The following is a 23,928-nucleotide window of genomic DNA, read 5'->3' as shown; positions in this document are numbered from 1 at the left end:
CCGTGGTGTTGATGTCGTTACGAATCATTGTGCTTGAACTAGCGCTGCCAGCATATTGGCCGACGGTGTAATATGCCACGACAAAAAGCTAATATCCGACAGGGTTTTTAATAAACGCCCACAGTATTTTACAAGCGATACTCCAACTATTGGCCCTCCTCTCAACCAGCCCTTCTATATCATCCAGACGCGCCCTATCGTAAAGATTGCCATTAAATATTACCGATTCGATGGACAATGAATTCCTGATATCTTCCAATGGGTTTTTCCGCAACAGCATAAGGTCTGCACTCATGCCTTGTGCAACCTTGCCATACTCATTTTGCAGCCCAAAATATTCGGCCGGCAATATAGTCGCGGCACGAAGCGCTTCAAGAGGTGTCAGGCCAGCCATAGTCAATTGCTCCATCTCATGATGAACCGTTATGCCAGCCACAATATAATCGGTCCCCACCAGGACTTTTACACCTGCGCGATGAGCGTCGCCAGTGAGCTCAAGACCTTTATGGTAAAAGTCCCGGTATGTTTGACGCGCTTCAGCAGACGGTTCTTCGTTGATGACCTTATTAACATCCTCCAGCCATTGCCATTTCATTAACGGATGTAAATATTTAATGATAGGGTCATTCAAAATGATAGGCTCTTCGCCATAAGCATCGACCCTGCGGGTAAGATGCGTCGGCACATACCATGTTCCCGCGTCCTTCATAGCCTTGAATATGGCGGATGCCATGTGCGGATCATGCTCATCCAGCATCCGGCGCCGATCCTCTTTCCACTCGCCCTTTTCTGCCGACTCTCGCAATTCCCGACTACCAGGAAATGATTCATGCAAAATAAAACGAGCATGCTCAATACTCTTTTGCGACTGTGCCGCTTCGATTGCACTAACGGCATGAGGGCGATGACCCACGACATCCAACCCCACCTTTCTTGCCTCATCTACCACCGCAAAGTAGGCATCCCTCGGTATATAGTTATAGATTTTCAGGGCATCGACTTTTCCCGCATAATAACGGGCAAACTCCCTGGCTTGTTGAGCATTCGACGTACCAAAAAAATCCGGCAGATCTTTCATGCGTTCGTGAATGCCAGGACCATTAAGTTGCCAGCTTGAAATCCCCTGTATGCGCGGCCCAACGAGCTGATCATTAACAGCGGCCTGATTCCAGCGTCTAAGATCCTCCGGACATGAAGCAAAGGGATCACCTTGTTTCGGACAGCTCGTCATATCCCTTACATTGGTCACACCATAGGCAACATATAACGGTAAATCCAAAAGCGGTGTAACTTTATAGATGTGGGTGTGCATGTCCCATAAAGCTGGCATGACATACTGATTGCGCGCGTTTATTTTTATAGTGCCATCTGAAAGGTCTATTGTTTGCGATTGACCGACAGATTTTATTTTTTTATTTTCAATAAGAATTGTCTGCTCTGGGAGTATTTCACCAGAGTAAAGATCAATAACAGAAGCGTTAACAATTGCTATAGGTGAAGTGTTTCTAACAGGTTCAACTTCTTCAAGCGGCCACCATACACCTACAAAGAAAAGCGTAACAATAAATAACAAAGAAATCGAAACGCCGAATAACACCTTCCTTAACAATCCAATCATCATCATTCAATTCCGTTTAGGTTCCAGGTAGCGCAAGCTACCACCATTAATTCTGATTCAGGCCAAGTTCTCTCTGCTTCGCTTTGGGTAACCCCAGCGAAACAATGCGATGAGACTCTTTGATGTAATATTTGAACTCATCTACCTGTTTTTCTGAAATCTCGTACTGCTGTATCCACTTCATGCCGCGAGAAGCCAAATAAGGCGCTGGCCTAAAACCTGGCTGATCTTTTAATACCTCAAAATTATGCTCCGACACTTTAAAGGACACAGCAAGGTTATTCAATTTCGTTGGTACACCGATTGCAAAAACTTTTCCTCCTACTTTCCACACATGAGAGCCACCCCATTGATTAACGTAGGAAGTCACTGGCAGAGAGCCACAAAATTCATTGTACTCATCGTAAGTCATGCTGGTTTTATACCTCCACAGATAAGGCTTCTATCTTGTTGCCAGTAGCGCCTCTTAATAGCTTACCGATTTATTTTTTCTTTAACGTTCTATTTCGCGCAGAAAATGTTCCAGGGTCTTTCTGCTTTCAGCAAGCTTCGCCGCCTTCTGATTAGCAATATGAATCTGCTCGCGCAAAATATCGCGTAACTCATCACAGGGCTCAAAGACCGGACCTTCACCTCTCACACAAGGTAAAAACTGCTGGATCGTCGCAAGAGTCATTCCAGCCGAGCCAAGCAATTTAATACGTTCGACAGTCTTCACCTCATCTGGATCGTAATCGCGATACCCGCTTGCGGTGCGCGTCGACTTCAGCAGCCCTTCTGCGTCGTAGTAGCGCAGCATCCGAATACTCACGCCGGTGCGCTTCGACAATTCACCTATTTTCATTTTGCTCTCCCCTTGACCCTCACAGCGCTGTCAGGGTTTAGGGTAGTGACTCTTTACTATGAATTCAATCAGGAGCCAACGAGATGTCTATAGAAGCCAGTACTTACCAAGCCCATATCAATGGCCACCCAGCCACCCTTTCAGAGTTGATTCCCGTGGCTTTTGCGGGATTTGCCCACTTTACGGCAATGCAGGTGCGAGATCGTAAGATCAAAGGGCTGGATCTTCACCTAAATCGCCTGCGTGAAGCATCCAGAGAATTTTTTGGAAGAACACTACCTGATGACCAACTACTGTCCTACATCAAAACAGCAGTTGATGCCGGCCCGAAAGACCAGTCGTTAACAGTCAGCGTCTTTTCGCGTAGCGGCGAATTTACGGGAGCCAGCATGGATGTGGAGCCAACCGTGCTCGTCCGCACAGGCGCGCCATCTCATGGACCCGCCGGTCCGTTAAGGCTAAGCGCAGTGAATCATGAAAGACCTCTGGCTGAGATAAAACATGTCGGCGAAGTCGGCAAAACTTATTATCTGCATCAAGCCATACGTCAAGGTTTCGATGACGCAGCGTTTATAGACCGTCAAGGGCGATTGAGCGAGGCCACCATATGGAATCTTGTTTTTTGGGATAATGAAACGGTTATCTGGCCAAAGGCCGCCATGTTGAAGGGCACGATGATGGGCATAGTCCAGCGGCAACTGGATCACCTCAATATTCCCCAGCGTCATGAAGCCATCACCCTAGAACGATTCAGGAAACTGTCCGGCGCCGCCGTAATGAACTCATGGACTCCCGGCATTGCAGTTACCGCGATTGCTTCTACCGTTATCGCAGAAGCAAAGCCGTTTATCGAACTGCTTCATGAGGCCTACGCGGCTGAGCCTGCGAATCAGCTTTAAGGGCATCTCTTAATACTCTTGCAGCCATAAATGCGGATGCAAGCTTTGCCAGGGAAGGATCAGCGGTGTTGAATTTTCAGATTTTTCGACCTTGACGAGTTCGACTTCAGCAAGAGCTGAGTTAGCAGACAATAGGCACAACATTCCGATAACTTTCATCTCAAAAAAAAAGCAGGAAGCATGAATATCGCTTTCGCGTAATTTGTTACACAGCCTGCCTGTGATGCTCCAGCAATGTGCTGGCTTCAATCATTGAGTAGACCCTTTCAATGCTCTGTAAACTGCACTGACTATGGGCCAGGTAGACACGGCACCCGCCAACAATAAACCAAATATGCAGACTAGATTCTTGATCCATCCTGATAACGAATAGTTGAAGGCCGAGTCTGCTCCAAACCCAATATTCAATTCATTTACGAACAAGCCGTATATCGATCCGAAGAAAACGAATAGATATAAGAATGCGAGAAGGTAGAATTTCATATCAAATATATTTCCGAGCAAGTAATTTTTGCGTCACCGCGCCAATTATTTAGGCGTTTTGGTGCGAACTCTTACGGTCTTGCCAAGACTATTACACCTTCCATACATCGCTGTCAGATAGGCCCCACTTTCAAATGCTGGTTGCAAGATCACATGAGTCATATAGCCTTCCTTCAAACGCTCCGCTTTTAATGGAATTAAAGCCTCATCATTTACCAGATCTCCGATTTTAAGATACGCGCCGGTTAAAGATTCTCCATTGTGAAGCTCTGGAAGGGAAATAAAATACGTCACCGCTCCAGTGGCTATCCTCTGCTCACTGATCTTTATACTTATCGCCTCACCGTTGGTCAGCAGATTTTGGCCAATAAGACAGCTGCCGAACACGGATTTAGGCATTACAGATAATAAAAACAAGAATAAAATTTTCACAAAATCACGTTGTTTTATATATCGACTCATAGCATTACATATACACAAGAGGTTTAAAGGAAAAGAATCTATTGGTTGAGGTATGTTACTTTTCCTTTTAAAGGTATCGCAAATAACCTGCTTGATCATCAAAAAAATACAACCTGATCCATATAATCAATAGACTTATTTCATTGAATGCAACCCAATCAGATTACCTTCCGTATCACGGACTACGGCGCAGAAACCGTGCTCGCCGATGGATGTTTTCTCTTGAAAAACAGTGCCTCCATGCTCCGCAGCACGAGCAGCTTGCACCGCACAGTCATCACAACCAAAGTAAACCAGAGTACCACCACCGCCTGGTGTAAAGCCGTCCATTTTGATCAGCATGCCACCCGCGCCGTAACTGCTCATCCCGGTATCTTTATCCATGGGGAAGAACCACATGTCCATCTCCATCTCGGGAGTCGGATTGGGCATCTGCTCAAGTCTGGTTTCGAATACAGCCTCATAAAACGCTTTAGCGCGAGTCATGTCTTCAACATAAATTTCGAAATGAACAACAGGATTACTTTTCATCATATGTCTCCTTAAGTTGATTCTAATTAATAGGCTGATTAAATCAGCGGTAATTAAACTGAGTGATCACTTGGAAACTGGTCGCGAACCAAATTGAGCTCAATTCCATATTCAAGCCACGCTTTGAGCCCCGCGAGTACCATTGAATAACCGCCCTTGGCATCAATTGCTTGAGGTAACACACTGTCGCAATCTCCAGGGAAACCCCAATTAGATATTTTTACTAACGTAGCTTCATGTCCATGGGCTTCAAAACGCCATTCAACTGTTGTTGGATCAGATTCCCACTGGATCAGTATCCGGCGATTTTCTTCAAATTCTTTAACCGTGAGCGAATCACCAACGCCGAACATTTCCCAATACCAGCGTATTTTTTTGCCAACCGCAAGGCGACCACTGCTTTTTTAAACCAGAATTTCGTAGTAATTTCCGGATTTACAAAAGCCTCAAAGCAATCGGATACTGGCCGACGAATAAGCATTTGAGCTTCTACCACTGGGTTGGTAATTTCCATTAAATGACTCCTTTTATCCAAGGGGACCACTAAGACTGATTAGATTTCCAAAAGGATCTGCCATCTGGCACAACCCAAACCATCCTAAACTTTAGACGTTCCTTTGAGAATTTTTCATTCAGCACAGTTTCTAAAACAGATATTTCATTTATTGAAATTCCCATTATTTCTCTCCTGTGTGTGCTGAAAATAGAGCGGCCAGCTTGGCATTCAGCTCTTCGCTTGTTTCTGCGAAAATGCTGCCTGCAGGTTCTGATTCATTAATGGTCCCAATTCGTACCTCAAATTCTTGATTGTCGAAAGAGTCTACGAATACAGCTACACCTGAATCCTTATCGATGAAGGATGCATAGTTATCAGTAATTGACATATCAAATTTCATAAATTCTCCTTTTGCGAATAGGTTTACGCTAACATTCGAACATGAATGGATTTCAGCGTTTAACGCACGTAACGGCTTCAGCCAGCGTAGCTAGTGAGTTGAATTTTTTGTTAAACATTTTTTACAAGTCGAATATCTATCTCGCGCTCGATGTACTCCCACTCCTTTGACGAGCGCAACTGAACCAATAGCTTATTGAACAAGTCAGTATGCTCTGGAGCGAACTCGAACCAGGTTAGGAAATCGAAAGGCTCGCCGAGATCACGTGAGTGATGTAATTGTCGTGCGATTTCGGGAAGATATGCCAGGCCAATTTCTGTGTGGTGTGACTGTGCTTCAAAAATTTCGCGTCGCTCATCCTGGGACATGGCCCACCACTCGGCGGACTTTTTAATTGGAATGAGCGCAGCGCATGATGACGCTGGACGATTCAAATCTTCCTGTTTTGCGCGAAGCTGGTTTATTTCATGCCGTTCGGCGTACCGAACATTGCTTGTAAAACCTTGAAGCACCCAGGTGCCACGTTCGGCCAAATTAATTGAGGGCATATTAACGACATTGACCCTCTGTACCGTTTCAAGAGGCGCACCAATGACAGTTTCACAGCTGACGACCTGCCAAGCCCCTTCGGAGCCGCCGATAAATGAATAATGGTTGTTCATGTGATGAGATGTCCTGAGTGTTTAATGCTTATATTGCACGCATGTTGCGCAAAGGTGCGCTTAGCGAAGCCCGCAAAGCCGCATAATGTAAGCAGCGCCGCGAAGGCCTGATCTACCTTGCGAAATACTTGCCATCTTTTACCACCACAGGCTCTGACACAGAGTACCGCTGACCGCCACGCCAAGCTCGCGCTCTAAAGTTAACCATTTGAAGGATGATTGCCAGATCTATTTTTGACCGTCTAATTTATCCTGAATATCGCCATTATTCTGCAAAGTACCGTGCTGTTGCCATTAATCGAACGTTTCTGGTTGCATTGATTGAAGGCGTATGTAGAACCCGCATATCCATCAGGTAGACATCTCCCGGTCGACCCGACATCTCCATAATCGATAGCTCGACCCCACCAATATTGACACTATGGTTTACACCATGACTCGTGAGCACTGATATCCCCTCCTTTGCTTGAGATTGGTTTTTCAACCTGTGTGAGCCGACCAACGCTAAGGTTGCTCCTCCATTGACTGCCACAGTATCCAATAGAACGAAAACTTGAACCCCCGGAATCCCCCTCAACGGAGATGTAGAAATATCACGATGCCAGTTTAATCCCTCAAGCGTCCAAGCAACTTGATGCGGTAACGAAATGAGCAGTTGGCCAATCTGGGCCTGTAATGATGCGCCGGCCAATATGCACATATCAGAATACAGCTCTTGCGAAACAAGCTTCTCATTTAAGTCGGGATAGTTTATCAACTGACCCAGTTTTCCAGTTTGTTGGAACACCGGGACGCCTTTTAATTTTTGGGACAGAACTCTCCCCGTCGACCAGATATTCAGCCTCTTTAGTTCTTTGAGCACATGATCCTTAACCGGCTGAACCACGTTTTTCTCCAGCGCGCCGGGAATATAAATACAACCTTTTTCGCGAAACGCTTTTTCTTGTTCTGTTGTCACGCCTGAACCTACTGATCCTCTATGGTATAAAGCTTTCTGAAATAACCCTTTAAGTTTTTTTAAAAATCTGATCAAGTACGCAAGCTTACTTCGCGAAGTTCTCAGCCTGTGTGTGTCACACCAGGTGCAAATGCCTTTGTATAAGTGTCGCTATTCTGCTAATTGTTAACGGCCAAATGTATTATTCAGATGAGCCCCGCTGACGCTACGACCATCTTTGAGTTTGATCGTAACGACACACTTATCCGCACCCCTACATTGCCCCTTGAAATAAAACTCGGCAAATGCATATTGAACATCCGCGTGGCTGATGCCGGCCGAGCGGAGTATTGAAAGCAGCTTCTCTGATGCAGACTGCATGAACATGACTTCATGGGGAAGCTCAGGGGTTCTCCGGCCAATATAGCAACTTTCAACTCTAAGCCCGATCGACGCTCATCCAATGTTCTTTCAGGTGCTCCGTAGGCACTTCCGCTCAATGCGAAATGGGCAATATTTCTGGTAATACCTTTAATCACAGAAATTCGCATAATCTCTGACTTGATTGTGTATTAACGTCCGCTTCAGCTGCGCCGAAGGCGAAGTGTTTTTGTATTAATGTTTGGGCGCATTGAATAACACAAAAATACGGAGGTTTTGGCGTCAGACTGCAACGCTTGTATGGGTACTTTTACCCGGCAACCTAAGGCTCAATATAGGGATAGAAATGCTTGGGGTCGACATTGATCTTTAATGGCTCCTGCCAATCGTTATTCAAATAGTTCGTTGGGAATATCACTATTCTCCATTCATCTTGGGAAATAAAAGGCTCTACGGGATCTTTACGAAGGACATCTGTATTTACGGACTTGACGTACACTGAGGATTTCCTGTGAGTTCGATCGCCGCTCCATGCGCCGAGTATGATTGACAGAGGGCGGTTCTTTGATATGCAACCTGACCAAACCGATAGGAGTGGACAGACAACTGTTGCGACGTTTTATAGATTATTTCTGCGGCAAGATCAGCGATGCAGCTTATACCGAGCGTGAAACCGCCGAAGCCTTTTCGAACGCTCTCGGCAATACTGGTGCCATGCATCGACATTATGTAGTGAGGAATGATTTCTTGCCCCACTGAGCCTTCTCCCTCCCAACGGATTCCCTGCGCGGAATCTGGCGAAAAATGGAGGGGGAAAAGGACCTGTGTACCATTTACGCCTTCAGACTTATCTTGGCGCGCAAGATTCTCAATATTACGGTAGTAGCGACTCGACCTCATCCAGATTTCACCGCTTTTCAATGTGGACTCGTACACGATCTTGTCGCAGGTTCGGAAGATTATAGGCCTATCGAATTTAGTCTTTATTTTGGTCGTAGCCATTTGTTTCCCACACGCCCGAACGTTAAGGTAAACGGCCGCCAAAGGCGGTCCAGAGAGCGAAGCGAACGATGGTTGATCAGTTATTACTCAACCAGCTTGAAAGACGTTTTTAGAGGCACTGACACACCTCGCTTTACGTCTTTGATTTCAAAATGAATAGTCCAAACACCAAAAGGATCACCTTTTTCACCTATATACCTCACAACGGTCTGGGTCAAAAATATGGACATAGGGTCCATTTCCATTTTTCCGGAGGCACATGGAGTATTTTTTTCGTTTATTGAATAGGTGCCATCAGGCTTTTCAACTTGAATTGTGCATACAAGCTCAAAATTAGATGATTTATCCAATTTTGGATTGGCAAAAAAAGGTAGAATTGTTAGCTCTTCACCTATTTTTACTTCACTTGCTTCAGAAAAATGCGGAACATGCTCTCTTGGGGTATTCCATTTTTCTTCCCAGTCTTTATCCGACGTTACTATAAGCCACCCACCAAATCCTTTGATACTTTTTTGGTTTTCAGTTTCGGGAGCTTTAGATCCATCAGTTAATCTCCAAAAGAAATCATCGCTCATTGCGTAGGCAGAAAGCGACATCAGTAATATTACCAGTAAGTTCTTCATGACCTTCCTTTTAGTTAACGTCGTTCCTTAGCGGCGAAATCATAGTGGAGTGCCTTTTGCGAATTCTGCAAAGGCATGAAACTATGATTTTGTCCGACTGCAGGACTTTGTTATATGCCTACTGCTTTATAGATTGATTGCAGTACGGATGCGTAAGTTGCCCGTTGTCTGCAGACCCAATTCCGCCCTCACGAACTCTAACAACGTGGTCGTAAGAAACAGATTTTTCTGTATCAATATATCCGCAGCATATTGGGCATTTAATGCCATGGATTAATGCGACATTAATAAAGAGTTTGCTCTTCTGTTCATCGCCGAGCTTCGTCGAGTTTTTCACAAAGTCCCCGGCAATAATTTTTCCTTCCAATTGAGAGAGCTTGATAATGATTTGCTCATCTACAGACTCGCCGTTCGACAGCGCATTAATGATGCTGTCCAAAAACAAGTGATACCTTGGAACGCGGTACTTGCTAATGTTCTTCTGAAGAATAGTTGCAATTAAATCTTTATGCTGAATTAGAACATGTTCTAGGTCGGCGCGGACTTTTGTGAACTTCTGAAAGAAATGCTTGTCGTTATTAGCCAGTTTTTCCGCAATCAGTGATGAAGCCCCCAAGAACATAGGAGTTGAATGTCGACCAGTTGGGCCATAGTAATAAATTGCCGGATGCAGGCCTAAGCTACCTTTATCGTTCCCAGTTATTCTTGAAGCAAGGGCTGTTACCTTCTTCATCGTTGCAACAGTATCCAATCCTTCAAGATCGTCAGGAAATGACTCGACTGTTGGAACGCTAGCTTGCTGCTTACGATTTGCAAATAGTATGAAATCAATCAGAACTTGGATTGCTGTTCGAACACCCTTTGAGCCCCCGAGCGGCAAATCTAGAGTTTTAATCGGCCTCTTTATTTCAGGGCTGAACAGAAGCCTGTGAAGATCCTTCGCTTCATTTTCAATTTTTTCTGCAATTTCGGGAGCGAAAGATGACCAGTATTTATGGCCACGCCCAGATCGAATAATTGCTCTTGCAGCAATTGGCACCGGCTTCTTTCTATTACGAAGTAGAAGCTCTTCCAACTCGTCTAATGGAGTGCCTTTCATATTTATATTGAAAAATGAAGTCTCTGCTTTGTCTGCGTTTCCCTGCACCCATTGAACAGGGAGTCCTCGGCTAGTTAAGGTAAGGAGTCTTGTTCTTTGCTCCTGGGTAATATCTTCCTCATTGTCTTGGAGGCTTTTGTAGTATGCCCATGTATTAACGCGCTCCCTAACAAGCTTTCTGGTTTTATCTGCAGCCTTCTTTTGCTCCGATGAAATGTCATGACCGAACATTTTGTGTGAAATTTGTCCATCGCCGTAGTCATCTTCCATCCATGCCTTAAGTACGCTGAGCCTATGGCCACCGTCTATAACGAACAGAAATGATGGTGATCTCCACAAAATTACGGAAGGTATAAGGTCGCCATGAATATAGCATTCAAGAAGAGACTCGACTTGCTCAGGCGTCCAATGGTTTGTTTCTCTTTGGAAATCAGGTTTTCGCAGTATGGAGCCAGTTAATCCCCCGGAAATTAACTCTCTTGCAGGTATGGTATTGAACTGTTCAAAAGTTAATCCTTCGTCCTCACTGAATGCAAAATCTGCTCGCTTAATCATCGCATCGAGATTAACTAAATTTGACTTTCCGGTCATAACTTATCCTCAGGGCTTCTCTGGCATATAACGTTCCGCACATGGGCGCTAGTTCAGCGTCCCGCCGACGCTAGCGGCGGCAGCGTAATGGTGTGGTTTGTTAAACCTAGCCACCAAATAACCCAAGGAAAAAACCCAGCACAACAAATATACAGCCCCACATCATTGTATATTTTGCGAATAATGCCTTTTTAAGAGCAGCCTTACCCAAATTAACGATTTCAGCATTATGTGATTGCTCATAACCGAACCCAAGTACCCAACTATATACACCAATAGTTTTCCCAAGGTCAGCAAACGAGATTCCAACTGGAGCACCTAGAGTTTTCCACTGGCTTTCGTCGTTTAGCTTAAGAGCACAGCATAGATCTGAAAAGCTAATAGATACGGCACCAACAACAATTAACAACATACCTATACTTAAAATAATCATATTTTTCCCCTTAATGATTCTCAGCTATTAAAACTTAACACTTGCATATCGCGCATGCGCGTTTCCCACCTAACACCCTTCCTCAAGCAAACCCGATAACCCATTAATATTGAAAGGAAAAATTTTAATTCCCCAAAACTTTCCCCGAAACAAAAACGCGCATGCGCGTTAACCTCCAACCCTTTGCGCGTTATCTCTCTCAACGAAGCCGTTAACCCATTGACTATAATCAGCTTTCCCAAAAACGCAAGGAGATTAACGCGCACTCAATAGGAAGGTAAACGCGCAAGGTTTCAGGCAGATTTTCAATACACTGTATAAAAACCTCGATAAACATAATCACCAAAAACAAAAAAGCGCCGAGCTTTCACACGGCGCTTTCTCGCATTCCACACTTCCTTTTACATCACGTCTCACGCAACGCGGTGGCTACGGGCAATTTCGCAGCACGTATCGCCGGGAAGAACCCACCGATGATGCCGATGATCGCGGCGAAGAAAACGCCTTGAATCAGTAAGTCGGCGGTGACGGCGAAGTCGAATACGACCTGGCTGAAGCTGGAGAAGTTCAGGGTCGAGACGGAGTAGCCGTTGAATAGCAGGAACACGACCAGCGAGCCGATGGCGCCGCCGATAAGTGATAGCACGAGGGATTCGAACAATGTGGAGAAGGCGACAGGGAATGATCCGAATCCCAATGCGCGTAGCGTGGCGATTTCACGGGTGCGAGTGGAAACGGATGCGTACATGGTGTTGATCGCGCCGAAGATGGCGCCGAGCGCCATGAGGATGGCGACCGGGTAGCCAACGGCTTTGATAAACATGCTCACGGGTTCGGCTTGTGCTGCGAGGTAATCCGTTTCCAACTGTGCGTCCATATCCAGTTGCGGGTTGGAGGCGAGTTCGGTTTTTAATTCGCTCAGGGCTTCCGGGTCGGTGAGTTTTACGCGCACGCTTTGAAAGCTGTTGCCGCGCCGGTAGGCGTTTTGCAGAATGCGCACGTCGCACCAGAGTTCTGATTCTGACAAGCCGCCGCCAGCACTGAAGATGCCGACCACAGTCCATTCTGTTGGGCCGAATTTAATGGTGGAACCGACATCGAGGTTGGCAAATTGTGTGTGAGCACCGCGCCCAACAATCAATTCGTTGCGCCCTTCTTCAAAGTTTCTGCCTTCAATAATTTTTACACTATCGCGCACTTTGAATGCATTGGCGTTTACACCACGCAAAGGCACGTTGGCTGAACTTTGTGTGGCGCGCTTGATTAAATCCACGATCACATAAAGTTCTGCTGAGGCAATTGGCTCGCCGTCGGCGCGTTGAATACCCGGTGCGTTGGCGATCAGTTGGCTTTGTTCGTAGCTGATGCCGCTGTTTAATTCCGATGTGGCACCAGTGCGCATAACAATGGCGGTGGTGGGTGAGCCGGCGTTGGTCATGGTGCGCTGGAATCCGCTGGCCATGGACATCACACCAATTAATACACCAACCACACAGGCCACACCAAAAACCGCAACTGATGAAGTGCCGATACGTTGAGGCAGGTTGCGCAGATTCATGCCTGTGATGATGGCAATTTGTGATAAACCGTTAAACATGATCAGCGTCTCCCTAATGCGTTAACGATGCTCAGGCGCATGCCTTGTAAGGCGGGCAATATGCCGGTGAGCAATCCCAGTAATAACATCACCACAATGCCCAGGGTCACCACGGATGCACTCATCACAAATCCCGGCATAAACGCAGCGACCTGGTCGGCCATGCCACTGGTGACCAGCCAGGCGGCGCCTAATCCCAATGCGCCGCCGATGCAGGAAATTAATAGCGATTCGGCGAGCACCATGTTCAGCACCGCGATGTCGGAGAATCCCAGGGTTTTTAAAATCGCCAATTCGGGAATACGTTCGCGTACCGATTGCGCCATGGTATTGCCTGCGACCAGTAACATGGTGAAGAACACGGCACCGAGGATATAACTGGTGATTAAACCGATATCGCCAAACTGTTTGGCGAAGGACGCAGCAAAATCTTTCTCGCTACTGGTTTTGGTTTCCGCGAAGGAGTTGGCGAACTGGCTGTCGATCTCGTCGGCGATGCGCGCGGATTCTGCCGGGTTTTCCACTTTCACAATAATCCAGCCGACGGTGCCGCTGTCAAAACTTTTTGCTTCATCGTAGTAGTCGTAATGAAACAGAAAGGCGGTGCTGTCAGCGCGCTTGTCTTTTACGTCATAGATACCTTCGATCTCGAACTCCCAGGTATAACTGCCGCTTTTTTGTGGAAATATGGTTGAGATAATCGGCACCCGGTCACCCACTTTCCAGCCAAAGCGATCAGCCGTCGCGCGCCCGACTACGGCGCCGATACGGTTTTTCATCCAGGCGTCCATCTGTTCCTGCGGTACTGTCATCAGGTCACTATAGATGGAAAAATATTTTTCGCCTTCTACGGCAAATTGCGCAAATTGATTTTTGGGGTCTTGATAGTAACCGCCAAACCAACTGGCGTGGGTCACGGCTTCAACACCGTCCACAGCCTGAATCTTGGTGACATGGCTGAAGGGCAAAGGTTGGATGAGTGAAATTTTATGGATGGTCGCCAGGCGATCTTCACCTGATAATTCCGTGCCCATTTCGAATGCACCGCCCAAGGTACGCAATAAACCAAACAATAAAAAGGCGATGGTGATCGAGAGAATCGTCAGTAAGGTACGCATTTTTTTGCGCCCCAGGTTCTTCCAGATAAAGTAGAGATATTTCATCGTTATGCTCCTGTGATCAAAGAGCCTTTATCGAGATGCAAGGTCTGTTTGGCGTGGTCCGCAGCGCGCGGGTCGTGGGTGACCATGATGATGGTTTTCTGTTGCTTTTCGTTCAGCTCTTGCAGCAGCGACAGAATTTCATCCGCTGTGGCGCGGTCCAGGTCACCGGTGGGTTCGTCACACAACAATAAATCCGGGTCCGACACGATAGCACGCGCGATGGCGACGCGTTGCTCCTGACCGCCGGACAATTCGCTGGGGTAATGTTTGGCGCGCTCACTCAAGCCGACCAGTTCCAGCGCAGCCGCCACGTGTTGCATACGCTTTTTCTTGGAGAGATTGGTTAACAGCAGCGGCAGTTCCACGTTACGCTCGGCGGTCAGCACCGGCATTAAATTGTAAAACTGGAAGATAAAACCCACGTGACGCGCGCGCCAGCGGGTCAATTGCGCCGAGGAAAATTTATCGATGCGCTGCCCGGCAATACTCAACTCACCTTCGGTGGGGCTGTCCAACCCGCCCAATAAATTTAACAAGGTGGTTTTACCGGACCCGGATGGTCCCATCAACGCGAGAAAATCGCCGCGCTTGATATCGAGATTTAGATTGGCTAACACCTTGACCAATTCCTTGCCTTTTTTGTAGGACTTGCCTACCTGATGCAACTTGACCAGTACTTCCGATGATTCGGGTGCGGACATAGCCCATGACCTCCACTGTATTTAGATGTGTGTTAAATCGTTATTGTTAAAACTCGCTATTGTTAAAAAAGGCGCGCTTAAAAAATTACCTGGTCGCCGTCTTCCAGATCGGTCGGCATCTCCACCACGTAATCCTCGCCGGGATTAAGGCCGCTGGTGACATACATCTCGCTGCCGAAATTACCGCCCAACTGCACAACACGTTGGTGAGCAATATTATCTTTCACTACAAACATGATGCGTTCGCCACCCTGGGTTCTTACCGCCGAAGCCGGCACACGAATACCCTGTTGTTGCGCGACACCCTGACTGGCAGGTTCACCGCTCATAAACGCAACCTTCACACCCATGTCGGGCAGGATGCGCGGATCGAGTTCCTGAAAAGCAATGCGTACTCTTACTGTCGCTTTCTGCCGATCGGCGGTGGGAATAATGGCAATCACCCGCGCCGGAATTTTCCAGTCCGGATAAGCTTCCAGTGTTGCCTGAACCGCCTGCTCCGGACGCACGCGCTGAATGTAAGCTTCGTTGACATCGACTTCGATCTCCAGCGAGGCCATATCCACCAGCGTACAAATACCGGTGCGGGTAAAACCGCCGCCGGCAGATACCGGTGAAATCATTTCACCGGGTTGTGAATCTTTGCTGATGACCACACCGGCAAAGGGTGCGCGTAATTCCAGGTCGTCCAGATATTGCTGTTCAATGGCGATGCGACGCTCCGCCAACACCACACCCGCTTCACGATTGGCCAGTTGCGCCTGCAAGGAATCGTAATTGGCTTTTGCGCGATCCAGTTCGGCGGTGCTGACCAATTGCTTGTCCGCCAGTTCGGTCGTGCGTTCCCAGGTTAATTTTGCTTCGGTTAACCGTGCGCGTGTTTCCGCCACCTGGGTTTTGGCGGACACGAGTTCCGCTTGATACAGTGCCAGTGTTTTGCGTGTGTTTGAGTCGTCCAAGCGCGCAACGATCTGATCCTTTTCCACGCTCATCCCTTCTTCTACCAATACTTCCATCACCTTGCCGGTCACCTTGGATGATACCGTGGCATAACGCCGCGCTTTTACATAACCGGTGGCGTCCAGCACGCTGGCGGAGGCTGGGTCAATCACGGCCATTCGCGCCATTTGCACACGCACTTGCAGGGGATCAGGTTTGGTAACGAACCAGATAACGCCTGTCACCAGAAGTACAACAACCAAGGCTCCGATAATCCAACGCCACCGATGGCTCTCAACATTTTTGTCATTGTGGTCAATGCGCAATTGCGCCAGCAGATCACTTTTATCGTTCACAAATAAGTCCCTAACCCGTGTTTAACCAGAAGTGCCGATGATTAAAACACCCTTAACTGACAAAACCAAGCATTCCATGCCAATGCCAGGCTGGCGATGAGTATACGCACAGCCGACTGACACCTTTTGTCAGCAGAGCGTGTTACTAGTAAAAAAGGCGGTCGTAAGCAACCGCCAAAATAAAGGGTTGACGAAGCCTGTCGCCACAGCGGCACAACAGCAGGCTTCAGGAACAGAATGCAACAGATGCCATACCCACGACAGTAGCGAATGTCATTAAACGCCAATGACAAATGTCATGCGCCGCTCATCACACTTCTACATTTTTTTACAGTTTGCTGTCGTGCAAATAAATAAGCGGAAGGCGCTACCGCATTTCATTGACTAGCATCTAAGGGCCTGGCAACCGCCGCTATCACCACGGTGGTTTTTTAACCCCAATCATTTTTATAACGAGGGACAGCAATCATGAAATCTTTATTCCGTTGGTCAATAACACGTTCGCTAAAAATGTGTCTTGTCAGTTTGCTCGCTTTTTCGCCCTGGCTATTCGCGCAAGATGTCATCAGCCCGGCGCCTAATGAAGGCTCGACTTATCTGGTTAAACCGGATTATCGCAAGTGTGCATTCCCAATGTGTGGCGGTTGGTTTCTGACGCCGGTGAATCAGTTCTCGCGTCAACTGGAAGACGACAATACCGCGTATGAACACTCACTGTTACCGCTCAAATCTATCTACGTCGCTTACATCGACTATCGTCGTTTGGGATTAACGGAAGCGCAGATTCGCGAATTGGAAGCACGCATGCACGGTGAAGATGTGTTGCTGCGCGGCCTGCTCAGCCGTAACGGCATCACACCGCAAAATTCAACGCGCCTGGCGACCTTGCACACCAACGGCGCCTGGACCAGCGCCAACAAGCGCGAGGCTTATGGGCCTTATTTGCGTATCTCCAGCACCGGTATTGTGTGTATCACCACGCCCTGCCCGTATTACAAAGCAGAATTAATCAACACAGCTTATGCCACGGTGTTTGATGATTTGAATTTTGAAAAAGCCGAACTGGATCGCGAACAAACCAGCCGCGCCTGGCAGGCAATAGCCAGTGAAGGCTTGGTGATTACCGGTGTGAAGTATGAATCTGAGGGAATGACCGGGCCGGGCACCGGCATTGCAGCAACCAAAGTTTTTTTCAGTTACCCGGAGAAAAAATAATTTTTCGATTGAAGGCGGTTTCTTCTTGAAGAAAGCATTTACTTGAACAGCTGATTCTACACAAAGTCACCTATCCTGTGACTTCTTTGTGGTGGCAAGGCTTATGCTCTGCCGCCACCTTTTTACAAACACGCTTTGTTATTCAAGCCGCACATTATCCAGATAGATGATGCGCGGTTCGGTCAATCCGGACGCAAAGATTTCCACTCCACGAATCAACGGCAATTCCATTTTTCGACCTTGCGGTGCGTCAGCAATGGTTTGCAATGCAAACCGGTATTCGTTCCAACCGGGCTCAAGGACAATGCGTGTGTTAAAGCGGTCCGTGTGCGCGTAGTTACCCAACTCATGGCGCGCATCGTGAACGCGCAGGGTCATGCTCAACGGTCCCGCATTCGGGTTATAAATATCGAAGGCAAGATAATCGTGTTCACTCCAGTTGCCAAAAAACTGACGCAAGGCCGCCTTGGCAAAACCTCGCGTACCCAGGGTGACTTTTGCGGCATATTGCCCTTGGGTAACATGTTCGGTCGAGCGCTCCAGGTTGCCATCCCAACGGGTGAAATCGCGAGGATGTTCAAAGCCGCATAACAACGGAAATACTTGTGCGGTTTGGTATTGCAATAACGCCAACCGGCCTACCGTGAGCAGCGGAAAAATCAACAGGGCACATACAGCAGCTCGGCCAACCCATACCATAGGTTTTGGTTTTTGAAACCAGAATAAACCCAGCCAGGCGCCGGTAAGATTTCCCAACACATCGCCCCAGTTGCCGTCGCGGCCCACTTTGGTTTGCAGGAATTCAATCACACCGCCCACTGCAAAAATCACCAGCGTAACCCACAGCCACCAGCGCCAATGGTCCAGCGGGTGACGGCGCTGGATCAGCATCAACAGCACAGCAAAAAAACCGATATGGCCCAGGTCCCACACAGCGCGGTATAAGGGGCCGGACATCCAATCAGGCCCGCCGATAAAAAAGAACGGCAGGGCCAGAATCAGAGCCAACAAGGGAATGGATAACGAAGGATCACGCGCGAGCAAACGAATGGAAGGCAGCAAAGTAGAGTCCTGCAAAAAAATCAGAATTGACTGCCTAATAATACTGAATAATGCGGCTCATTAATATCAACGCGTCCGTTAAGACCGAAATCCAGGGTGGCGTTGACATGGCGCACGCTGGCGCCGAGAGAAAAGCCGTTGGGAAACGTAAATTCAACACCCGCACGCTGATAAATATTTAAACCAATGTCATCGTTATTGGAGCGCGTATCAATAACAAAACCATCATCGCTTTGTTCATTGTCATCGCTGTTGATCTTGCCCCAATACAGGCTCGGCCCCACCGCGTAAAAAAAACGTAGCCAGGGTTGCGGCTTGACACTGACAAACGTGCCCACAGAAAAATCGCCCGTCCATAAACTGCTATCAATATCCACCACTGAACTCTCGCTGCCCAAACGAATAAACAAACGACGGTCGCTGTTGTAACCCACATGCGCGCCGCCTTCGAAGCCATATTCAATCGCGCCATTTTCGCGCGGGAATTGCAACATCAACCCCAGGTGATGGATGGCATCGACCTCGGCCACATATTGATTACCCGCTTCATCGTGCAGATACCAGGATTGGTCCAGCGGTTGGCTGCCCAACGATAAATGGGCATAGCGTTTAGGCAATACCGACGGCGAGGAATACCACACATCTGCGCTGGCCCACACGCTGCTTAAAAGTCCGATTAACACGAACGAGGATCGTACTATCGCAGCGCGAAAATAATGTACACCCATGGCTGAACTACCTCTTGCTAAACGTTATCACACAGATATGAAAACAATGTGGCTTATTGCGTTTGTCGCGAAAAGCCTAAACTACACGGAAACATTTTCGGTGTCTGTTAAAAATATTGTGCCGCGCGCTTTCTATAGTGAAATGTACCGACTATCTTTATTGTTCGCCTTATTGAATCGCGCCATCAATTTGATGGTCAGCCTTTAGATTCATGCGACTATAAAAACGGCTCCTTATATACGCATACTAACAGGAGGTTACCTATGTCCGATATTCATAAGTCTACTCGCCTCGGCGATTTGCTGGTTGAACGTGGCACGCTGACGCGCCACCAGCTAATGCGCGCGATTGAAACGCAGCAGGAGCGATTGTTCAAGGCGCAGCATGATGAGGATGATGGCAGCCATAAAGAATTGGGCGAGATTTTAATTGAGTTAGGTTTTATTAACCGCTCGCAACTGGACAGCGGCCTGACCTGGCAACGCAAGTTACGCAAGACGACGCTGGTTATGGCATTTATTGCGCCGTTGCTGACGGCAGCTTGCGGTGGCGGTGCGTCCGGATCTACCAGCAATAACGACAATACCCAATCTCATGCGGTTAGTTCGCAATCTATTGAATCGCCCGATTCCACCCCCAAACCCGGCATACAATCTTCCTCGTCGTCCAGCCAGCAATCCCTGTCTTCGTCGGCTCAAACCTCTTCGGCACCGGCTGCGGTAAGTTCTTCATCCGCCGCATTTTCTTCAGCGGCATCCAGTCAATCTTCCTCGGCAGCAGAAGTCCCGGAAACCAGCGGTCCGCTGGATGGCCCAGCCGTTATTTATTGGTCAATCCCAACACAGCGAGAAAATGGTGACTATCTGGATATTACGGAAATCGGTGGTTATGAATTGCGCTACAAATTAAAATCCGCTGACGACTTCACCAGCGTCAACATCGATAGCGGTTTTACCGATACCTATTATTTTGATTATTTACAAGGCGATTATGAATTTGAAATTGCGACGTTTGATGTGAATGGTTTGTACAGTAGTTTTGTGAGTATTCACCCAGCGCAGTAAATAAAAAATCCCCGGCAGCGTTGTAGCTGCCGGGGATTTTTAATCACGCTCTGATTTTATTCCGTTACTTCAGGCGGCATTACCGCCCCTGCCGAGGAAAATGATTCAGACTCTCCGAATACCACCACCTGGTTAATACGTCCAAATTCCGGTTCTTCTACAGAGCCCGCCAATACGCGAATAGTAAGCTGTGAAGTTAAGGTTTCCGTAATAGGATGCGAGCGATAAACCTCCGTGTTACCTCTCACGGATTCCAACAAAACCTCACCACTATCCAAAATATCGTAGTCCGTTACCACAAATCCTTCCGTGGAATAAATATCGACGGTGTTGATCGTTGCCGAAGACCAAAATAGATTGATATCTGAAGGAAATTCATTTTCAGCATGGGTCCAGCTGGTTTGTCCACCAGGCGCTGTACTTAAGTCGGAATCTATCATGTTAAAAGCGTCGTAACAGTTATCAACATCTTCTACATCCGGACAATAAGTAGATGATGTCTGCATAGAGACGAGTGACTCAACAGCAATATTCCCCACCAACACGCGAACGCTACTGGTACCAGTATTGTCATCACTATCCGTCGCAGAATAGGTAATAACATGCGTACCCATACTTAACGTATTAATATCAAGTGCATCACCATTGCCGAGGAAACCATCCAGATCGGACTCCCAAGTCAAGGATGTAATCGGCTGACCAGTCGCAGAGCTTTCGTCGATTTGCGCCTGAGTTGGTAAAGAGCCATCTTCTTCGTCGACGGCGACACCGAATAAATCTAACGTCGCGCCCAACTCGATGGATACAGCCTCGTCGGGCTCAATGGTTACGTTATCGGGAAGTAAAATAGTGACTTCCGGTGCAGTACCACGCGATATCACTTGTATGTCATAACTCGCACTTGCCGATAAATACATATCATCCGCTAACTTGGTTGCGGTAATTTGCGCTTCACCAAGCCCAACACCAGTCACCATGCCATTCGCATCCACGGTAGCCACGTCAGTATTGGACGACGAATACATAATGTCGCCGGTACCGGGAGACGGCACTTCGGTATTAAAGGGATTGGTGTATTCATCATCCAGATAAATTGTTACCGGGCCGGAATCGGAAAATGCCAACTCCTGTGTCAGTTGCGGTTCAGCACCATTACGAATAATCGCAATGCCCACATTCGCATGGGTTTCTTCACCATTGATCGCGGTAACGCGCAAGCTAAAACTTTCACTATCCTCAATAACAGTATCATCAATTAACGCAACCGCTACTTCCTTCATCACATCGCCTGGCTCGAACACCACCTCACCCGAGGTAAATATATAATCGGTTTCACTGTCGGCGGTTCCGTCTTGCGTAATGTAAGCAACACTTACCGGTGTTGTGCTGGCCGCATTTAATCGGATGGTGAAAGTCGCAACGCCGTCCGCTTCATTAAACACACCGCCGATCACTTTAACGAAGGTGGGTACCGGTTTGACCAGCACGGAGGTGGTCGCGGAATTAATACGGTCTTCGCTGTCCAGCGCGACTAACCGGAATTCCAGTTGCACGGCCGTATTCGTATCCGGCATCAGGATCAAATTCCGCAGCGATAACGGCGAGGGAATTTCTACCGTCGGTCCACTGACCTGAACCCATAAGGTGCGTACTATCTCTGCACCTTCGGCAGCCTCAACCGTGCCGTCCAATGTCAGCAGCACATTAGGGTCGGCAAATTGCCGCTCGCTGACAGTTACTTTGGGCAAGAGCGCAAGCTCATCCGTGTCTGCCGGTGGCTGGCCATTTTGGCCCGGCGTTACGCCGTCATCATCAACACCGCCCGGTACCGGTGACGGCAAGTCGTTATTTAATGAAGCTTCGGAAGAACCACCGCCACCACAACCGGCCAGCGTAAAGAGTCCGGCAAAGAGTAATGCCATCCAGGATTTTTTTACCGTCACTGGCCAGACGTTCGATAAATTAGAATTCATAGCGAATACCTGCCTGTACCTGATAAGCGGACAGGTTGTCGTAACCCACCACCTGTTGATATTGGAAGAACCCGGAGACACCGCCTTTGAAGATGGCCGAGGAGCCAACGGCGATTTGCGAGTAAGCACGGTCTTCACCGTCGTTACGCAGGGTGAAGGTGTTGTTCGGGTCCGGGTCGTAGGCAAAACGCGCAGCCACCGGATCGAAGCCGGAACTGACTTCACTCAACAACGTCACCTGCGCCATGGGAATCAGCACACCCCAATTTTGATTCAACACATAGGTGGTTTGCACACCGGCGCCCAGGGTTAATTGATCGGTAGATTGCGAACCGATAATCATCGGCAAGCCCGTCTCGCCGGTTTCGCCGTAGCCATCCACATCGTTTTTCAGATAATCAAAACGGGCGAAGGGATACACCGTTAATGCGTTGCGATTCCACTCCCACTGCAATTGTGCGTTCACCAACAGCTGATCGCCTTCGGTGTAACCATACATGGTGTCATCAACGGAGGCTTCGCCTTCGCCGTAGGCAACATGACGCACCGAATCAAATTCCGTACTGGCATAACCCAACTGGGTTTCCAATGACAGGCGATCCCAGTTGTAGGCGCCGAAGAAAATAAAAGAGGTGATTTCGCTGTCGAGGCTGCCGCCCTGGAAGGTGTAATCCAGTTCGTTTTGCGTGTAACCAACTGCCGCACCCATCACCAGATTTTCGCTTACGCGGTAATCGACACCGGCGGTAAAGGTATTGCCGTCAGAATCGTAACCGGCTTCGTATTCACTGCCATCGCGATCGGCTGCTTCGTATTGCGCGCTGATAAAGAAGCCGATAGCCGACCAGATGGGGTCGCCATCGCCCGCCGCGCCGCCACTGATTTGCTCGTGATGACGCGAAGCCATGCCGTTAAATGTAAACGCATTATTGCCCGCTTGTAATTGCCCGATACGTTGCGACACCGCGGCGGTTTGCGAGCGATTGGCTTCCGATAAAACCCGCATCAACGCGACGGTTTCTTCCGGCGCAATCTGGTTCAGCGCGTTGTTTACCGAGTCCGGATTATTGGTCGCCATTTCTTCCAAGGCATTACAGCGCTCTAACAGGTTGCGGCGGCCGGCACCCTGCTCACTGTCGGAGTCTTCACGCAAGGCCGCACAGGCCTGGTTCATCACCACCGCCAGGCTGCGGTTATTCTCGCCTTCCGAGACCTCAACGTAGCTGCCTTCCACCACATTAATGGTCACCGTGCCGACTGCGGTCAGCGCTTCTTCGGTGTCTTCCTGAATGGTGTAGGTAAACGTGTCAGTGCCCTGGAAACCGCGATTGGGGGAATAAAAAATACTGCCGTCGGGGTTCAGGGTGATGGAGGCGTTGTTGGAGGAATCGACGCTGACCACCGCAATGGGGTCGCCATCGGCATCAAAGTCGTTAGCGAGAACGTTGAGCGTGATGTTGCTGTTGACCGGGATGGTGCGACTGTCGCTAACGGCGGTCGGCGGGTCGGCCAGCACACTGGCAGCGGCAGTCATGAACACAGCGCCGCAACCAAGGGAAAGCCAGCGCCGTGCCGAGATCGGGGAGCTGGGACGTTTATCCAGAAAATTCATGAGCTTACATTCCTTTCAGATTAAAAGACGCTGATCATCGATGTTATTGGAGAGAG

Annotated in this window: 25 protein-coding genes; 4 read left to right on the top strand and 21 right to left on the bottom strand. The window is 48.2% G+C overall.

Going from position 1 to position 23,928, the window contains the following annotated elements; genetic code table 11:
* Window positions 1-88 precede the first annotated feature (88 nt).
* From CBR65_RS18370 to CBR65_RS18360, 3 genes are all read right to left on the bottom strand, one after another.
* Window positions 89-1,624, bottom strand: a complete 1,536-nt coding sequence (locus CBR65_RS18370) for an amidohydrolase family protein (protein ID WP_087468197.1) — start codon at window positions 1,622-1,624, stop codon at window positions 89-91.
* A gap of 40 nt (window positions 1,625-1,664) precedes the next feature.
* Window positions 1,665-2,030, bottom strand: a complete 366-nt coding sequence (locus CBR65_RS18365) for an MmcQ/YjbR family DNA-binding protein (protein ID WP_087468196.1) — start codon at window positions 2,028-2,030, stop codon at window positions 1,665-1,667.
* Window positions 2,031-2,111: 81 nt separating this feature from the next.
* A complete protein-coding gene (locus CBR65_RS18360) occupies window positions 2,112-2,462 on the bottom strand; it encodes a MerR family transcriptional regulator (protein WP_087468195.1) in 351 nt (116 codons plus the stop codon).
* A gap of 83 nt (window positions 2,463-2,545) precedes the next feature.
* Here CBR65_RS18360 and CBR65_RS18355 point away from each other — a divergent pair, with 83 nt between their 5' ends.
* Window positions 2,546-3,361, top strand: a complete 816-nt coding sequence (locus CBR65_RS18355) for an aminotransferase class IV family protein (RefSeq protein ID WP_087468194.1) — start codon at window positions 2,546-2,548, stop codon at window positions 3,359-3,361.
* Between the two features lie 528 nt (window positions 3,362-3,889).
* Here CBR65_RS18355 and CBR65_RS18350 read toward each other — a convergent pair.
* The 7 genes from CBR65_RS18350 to CBR65_RS18325 form a co-directional block, all read right to left on the bottom strand.
* Window positions 3,890-4,276 (bottom strand): hypothetical protein, encoded by a 387-nt coding sequence (locus tag CBR65_RS18350; RefSeq protein WP_198300801.1) that lies wholly within the window; start codon window positions 4,274-4,276, stop codon window positions 3,890-3,892.
* Between the two features lie 165 nt (window positions 4,277-4,441).
* Window positions 4,442-4,840: a VOC family protein gene (locus tag CBR65_RS18345; protein ID WP_232461249.1), complete on the bottom strand. Its 399-nt coding sequence runs from the start codon at window positions 4,838-4,840 to the stop codon at window positions 4,442-4,444.
* 50 nt (window positions 4,841-4,890) lie between these two features.
* Window positions 4,891-5,190: a hypothetical protein gene (locus tag CBR65_RS18340; RefSeq protein WP_198300800.1), complete on the bottom strand. Its 300-nt coding sequence runs from the start codon at window positions 5,188-5,190 to the stop codon at window positions 4,891-4,893.
* Window positions 5,130-5,351 carry a hypothetical protein gene (locus CBR65_RS22350; RefSeq protein WP_198300799.1) on the bottom strand — a complete coding sequence of 74 codons (222 nt, stop codon included), beginning with the start codon at window positions 5,349-5,351 and terminating at the stop codon, window positions 5,130-5,132. The genes CBR65_RS18340 and CBR65_RS22350 overlap by 61 nt, the downstream gene beginning before the upstream one ends.
* 163 nt (window positions 5,352-5,514) lie before the next feature.
* Window positions 5,515-5,733, bottom strand: a complete 219-nt coding sequence (locus tag CBR65_RS18335; protein ID WP_087468191.1) for a hypothetical protein — start codon at window positions 5,731-5,733, stop codon at window positions 5,515-5,517.
* 110 nt (window positions 5,734-5,843) lie between these two features.
* The gene (locus CBR65_RS18330; protein WP_087468190.1) at window positions 5,844-6,395 is read right to left on the bottom strand and encodes a chlorite dismutase family protein; all 552 of its coding nucleotides are present in this window, start codon (window positions 6,393-6,395) and stop codon (window positions 5,844-5,846) included.
* 265 nt (window positions 6,396-6,660) lie between these two features.
* A complete protein-coding gene (locus tag CBR65_RS18325; protein WP_087468189.1) occupies window positions 6,661-7,353 on the bottom strand; it encodes a phytanoyl-CoA dioxygenase family protein in 693 nt (230 codons plus the stop codon).
* Between the two features lie 969 nt (window positions 7,354-8,322).
* Between CBR65_RS18325 and CBR65_RS22545 the strand changes: the two genes are divergently transcribed.
* Window positions 8,323-8,472, top strand: a complete 150-nt coding sequence (locus tag CBR65_RS22545; RefSeq protein ID WP_232461247.1) for a hypothetical protein — start codon at window positions 8,323-8,325, stop codon at window positions 8,470-8,472.
* A 326-nt stretch (window positions 8,473-8,798) separates the two neighbouring features.
* Here CBR65_RS22545 and CBR65_RS18310 read toward each other — a convergent pair whose 3' ends face one another.
* The 7 genes from CBR65_RS18310 to CBR65_RS18280 all read right to left on the bottom strand — a co-directional run bounded on the left by CBR65_RS18310 (window position 8,799) and on the right by CBR65_RS18280 (window position 16,217).
* Window positions 8,799-9,338 (bottom strand): hypothetical protein, encoded by a 540-nt coding sequence (locus tag CBR65_RS18310; RefSeq protein WP_087468187.1) that lies wholly within the window; start codon window positions 9,336-9,338, stop codon window positions 8,799-8,801.
* A 118-nt stretch (window positions 9,339-9,456) separates the two neighbouring features.
* Window positions 9,457-11,028, bottom strand: coding sequence for a DUF262 domain-containing protein (locus CBR65_RS18305; RefSeq protein ID WP_087468186.1), 1,572 nt, complete (start codon window positions 11,026-11,028; stop codon window positions 9,457-9,459).
* A 106-nt stretch (window positions 11,029-11,134) separates the two neighbouring features.
* Entirely contained in the window at window positions 11,135-11,461 is a 327-nt protein-coding gene (locus tag CBR65_RS18300; protein WP_087468185.1) for a hypothetical protein, read from the bottom strand.
* Window positions 11,462-11,867: 406 nt separating this feature from the next.
* Window positions 11,868-13,058: an ABC transporter permease gene (locus CBR65_RS18295; RefSeq protein ID WP_087468184.1), complete on the bottom strand. Its 1,191-nt coding sequence runs from the start codon at window positions 13,056-13,058 to the stop codon at window positions 11,868-11,870.
* A gap of 2 nt (window positions 13,059-13,060) precedes the next feature.
* A complete protein-coding gene (locus CBR65_RS18290; protein ID WP_087468183.1) occupies window positions 13,061-14,221 on the bottom strand; it encodes an ABC transporter permease in 1,161 nt (386 codons plus the stop codon).
* Between the two features lie 2 nt (window positions 14,222-14,223).
* The gene (locus CBR65_RS18285; protein WP_087468182.1) at window positions 14,224-14,922 is read right to left on the bottom strand and encodes an ABC transporter ATP-binding protein; all 699 of its coding nucleotides are present in this window, start codon (window positions 14,920-14,922) and stop codon (window positions 14,224-14,226) included.
* A 77-nt stretch (window positions 14,923-14,999) separates the two neighbouring features.
* Window positions 15,000-16,217 carry an efflux RND transporter periplasmic adaptor subunit gene (locus tag CBR65_RS18280; RefSeq protein WP_198300797.1) on the bottom strand — a complete coding sequence of 406 codons (1,218 nt, stop codon included), beginning with the start codon at window positions 16,215-16,217 and terminating at the stop codon, window positions 15,000-15,002.
* A gap of 468 nt (window positions 16,218-16,685) precedes the next feature.
* On the opposite strand from CBR65_RS18280, the gene CBR65_RS18275 reads away from it, so the two are divergent.
* The gene (locus CBR65_RS18275; protein ID WP_157672146.1) at window positions 16,686-17,432 is read left to right on the top strand and encodes a DUF6748 domain-containing protein; all 747 of its coding nucleotides are present in this window, start codon (window positions 16,686-16,688) and stop codon (window positions 17,430-17,432) included.
* 138 nt (window positions 17,433-17,570) lie between these two features.
* Here CBR65_RS18275 and CBR65_RS18270 read toward each other — a convergent pair whose 3' ends face one another.
* Window positions 17,571-18,494: a VanZ family protein gene (locus CBR65_RS18270; RefSeq protein ID WP_087468180.1), complete on the bottom strand. Its 924-nt coding sequence runs from the start codon at window positions 18,492-18,494 to the stop codon at window positions 17,571-17,573.
* 20 nt (window positions 18,495-18,514) lie between these two features.
* Entirely contained in the window at window positions 18,515-19,177 is a 663-nt protein-coding gene (locus CBR65_RS18265) for a hypothetical protein (protein ID WP_157672145.1), read from the bottom strand.
* A 309-nt stretch (window positions 19,178-19,486) separates the two neighbouring features.
* On the opposite strand from CBR65_RS18265, the gene CBR65_RS18255 reads away from it, so the two are divergent.
* A complete protein-coding gene (locus CBR65_RS18255; RefSeq protein ID WP_087468177.1) occupies window positions 19,487-20,287 on the top strand; it encodes a hypothetical protein in 801 nt (266 codons plus the stop codon).
* A gap of 56 nt (window positions 20,288-20,343) precedes the next feature.
* Here CBR65_RS18255 and CBR65_RS18250 read toward each other — a convergent pair whose 3' ends face one another.
* A complete protein-coding gene (locus CBR65_RS18250; protein ID WP_087468176.1) occupies window positions 20,344-22,260 on the bottom strand; it encodes a Calx-beta domain-containing protein in 1,917 nt (638 codons plus the stop codon).
* Window positions 22,250-23,872 carry an autotransporter outer membrane beta-barrel domain-containing protein gene (locus CBR65_RS18245; RefSeq protein WP_087468175.1) on the bottom strand — a complete coding sequence of 541 codons (1,623 nt, stop codon included), beginning with the start codon at window positions 23,870-23,872 and terminating at the stop codon, window positions 22,250-22,252. The genes CBR65_RS18250 and CBR65_RS18245 overlap by 11 nt, the downstream gene beginning before the upstream one ends.
* Window positions 23,873-23,928 lie beyond the last annotated feature (56 nt).

Source organism: Cellvibrio sp. PSBB006 (assembly GCF_002162135.1).
GTDB lineage: Bacteria > Pseudomonadota > Gammaproteobacteria > Pseudomonadales > Cellvibrionaceae > Cellvibrio.
This window is presented reverse-complemented; position numbering and strand designations above follow the sequence as displayed.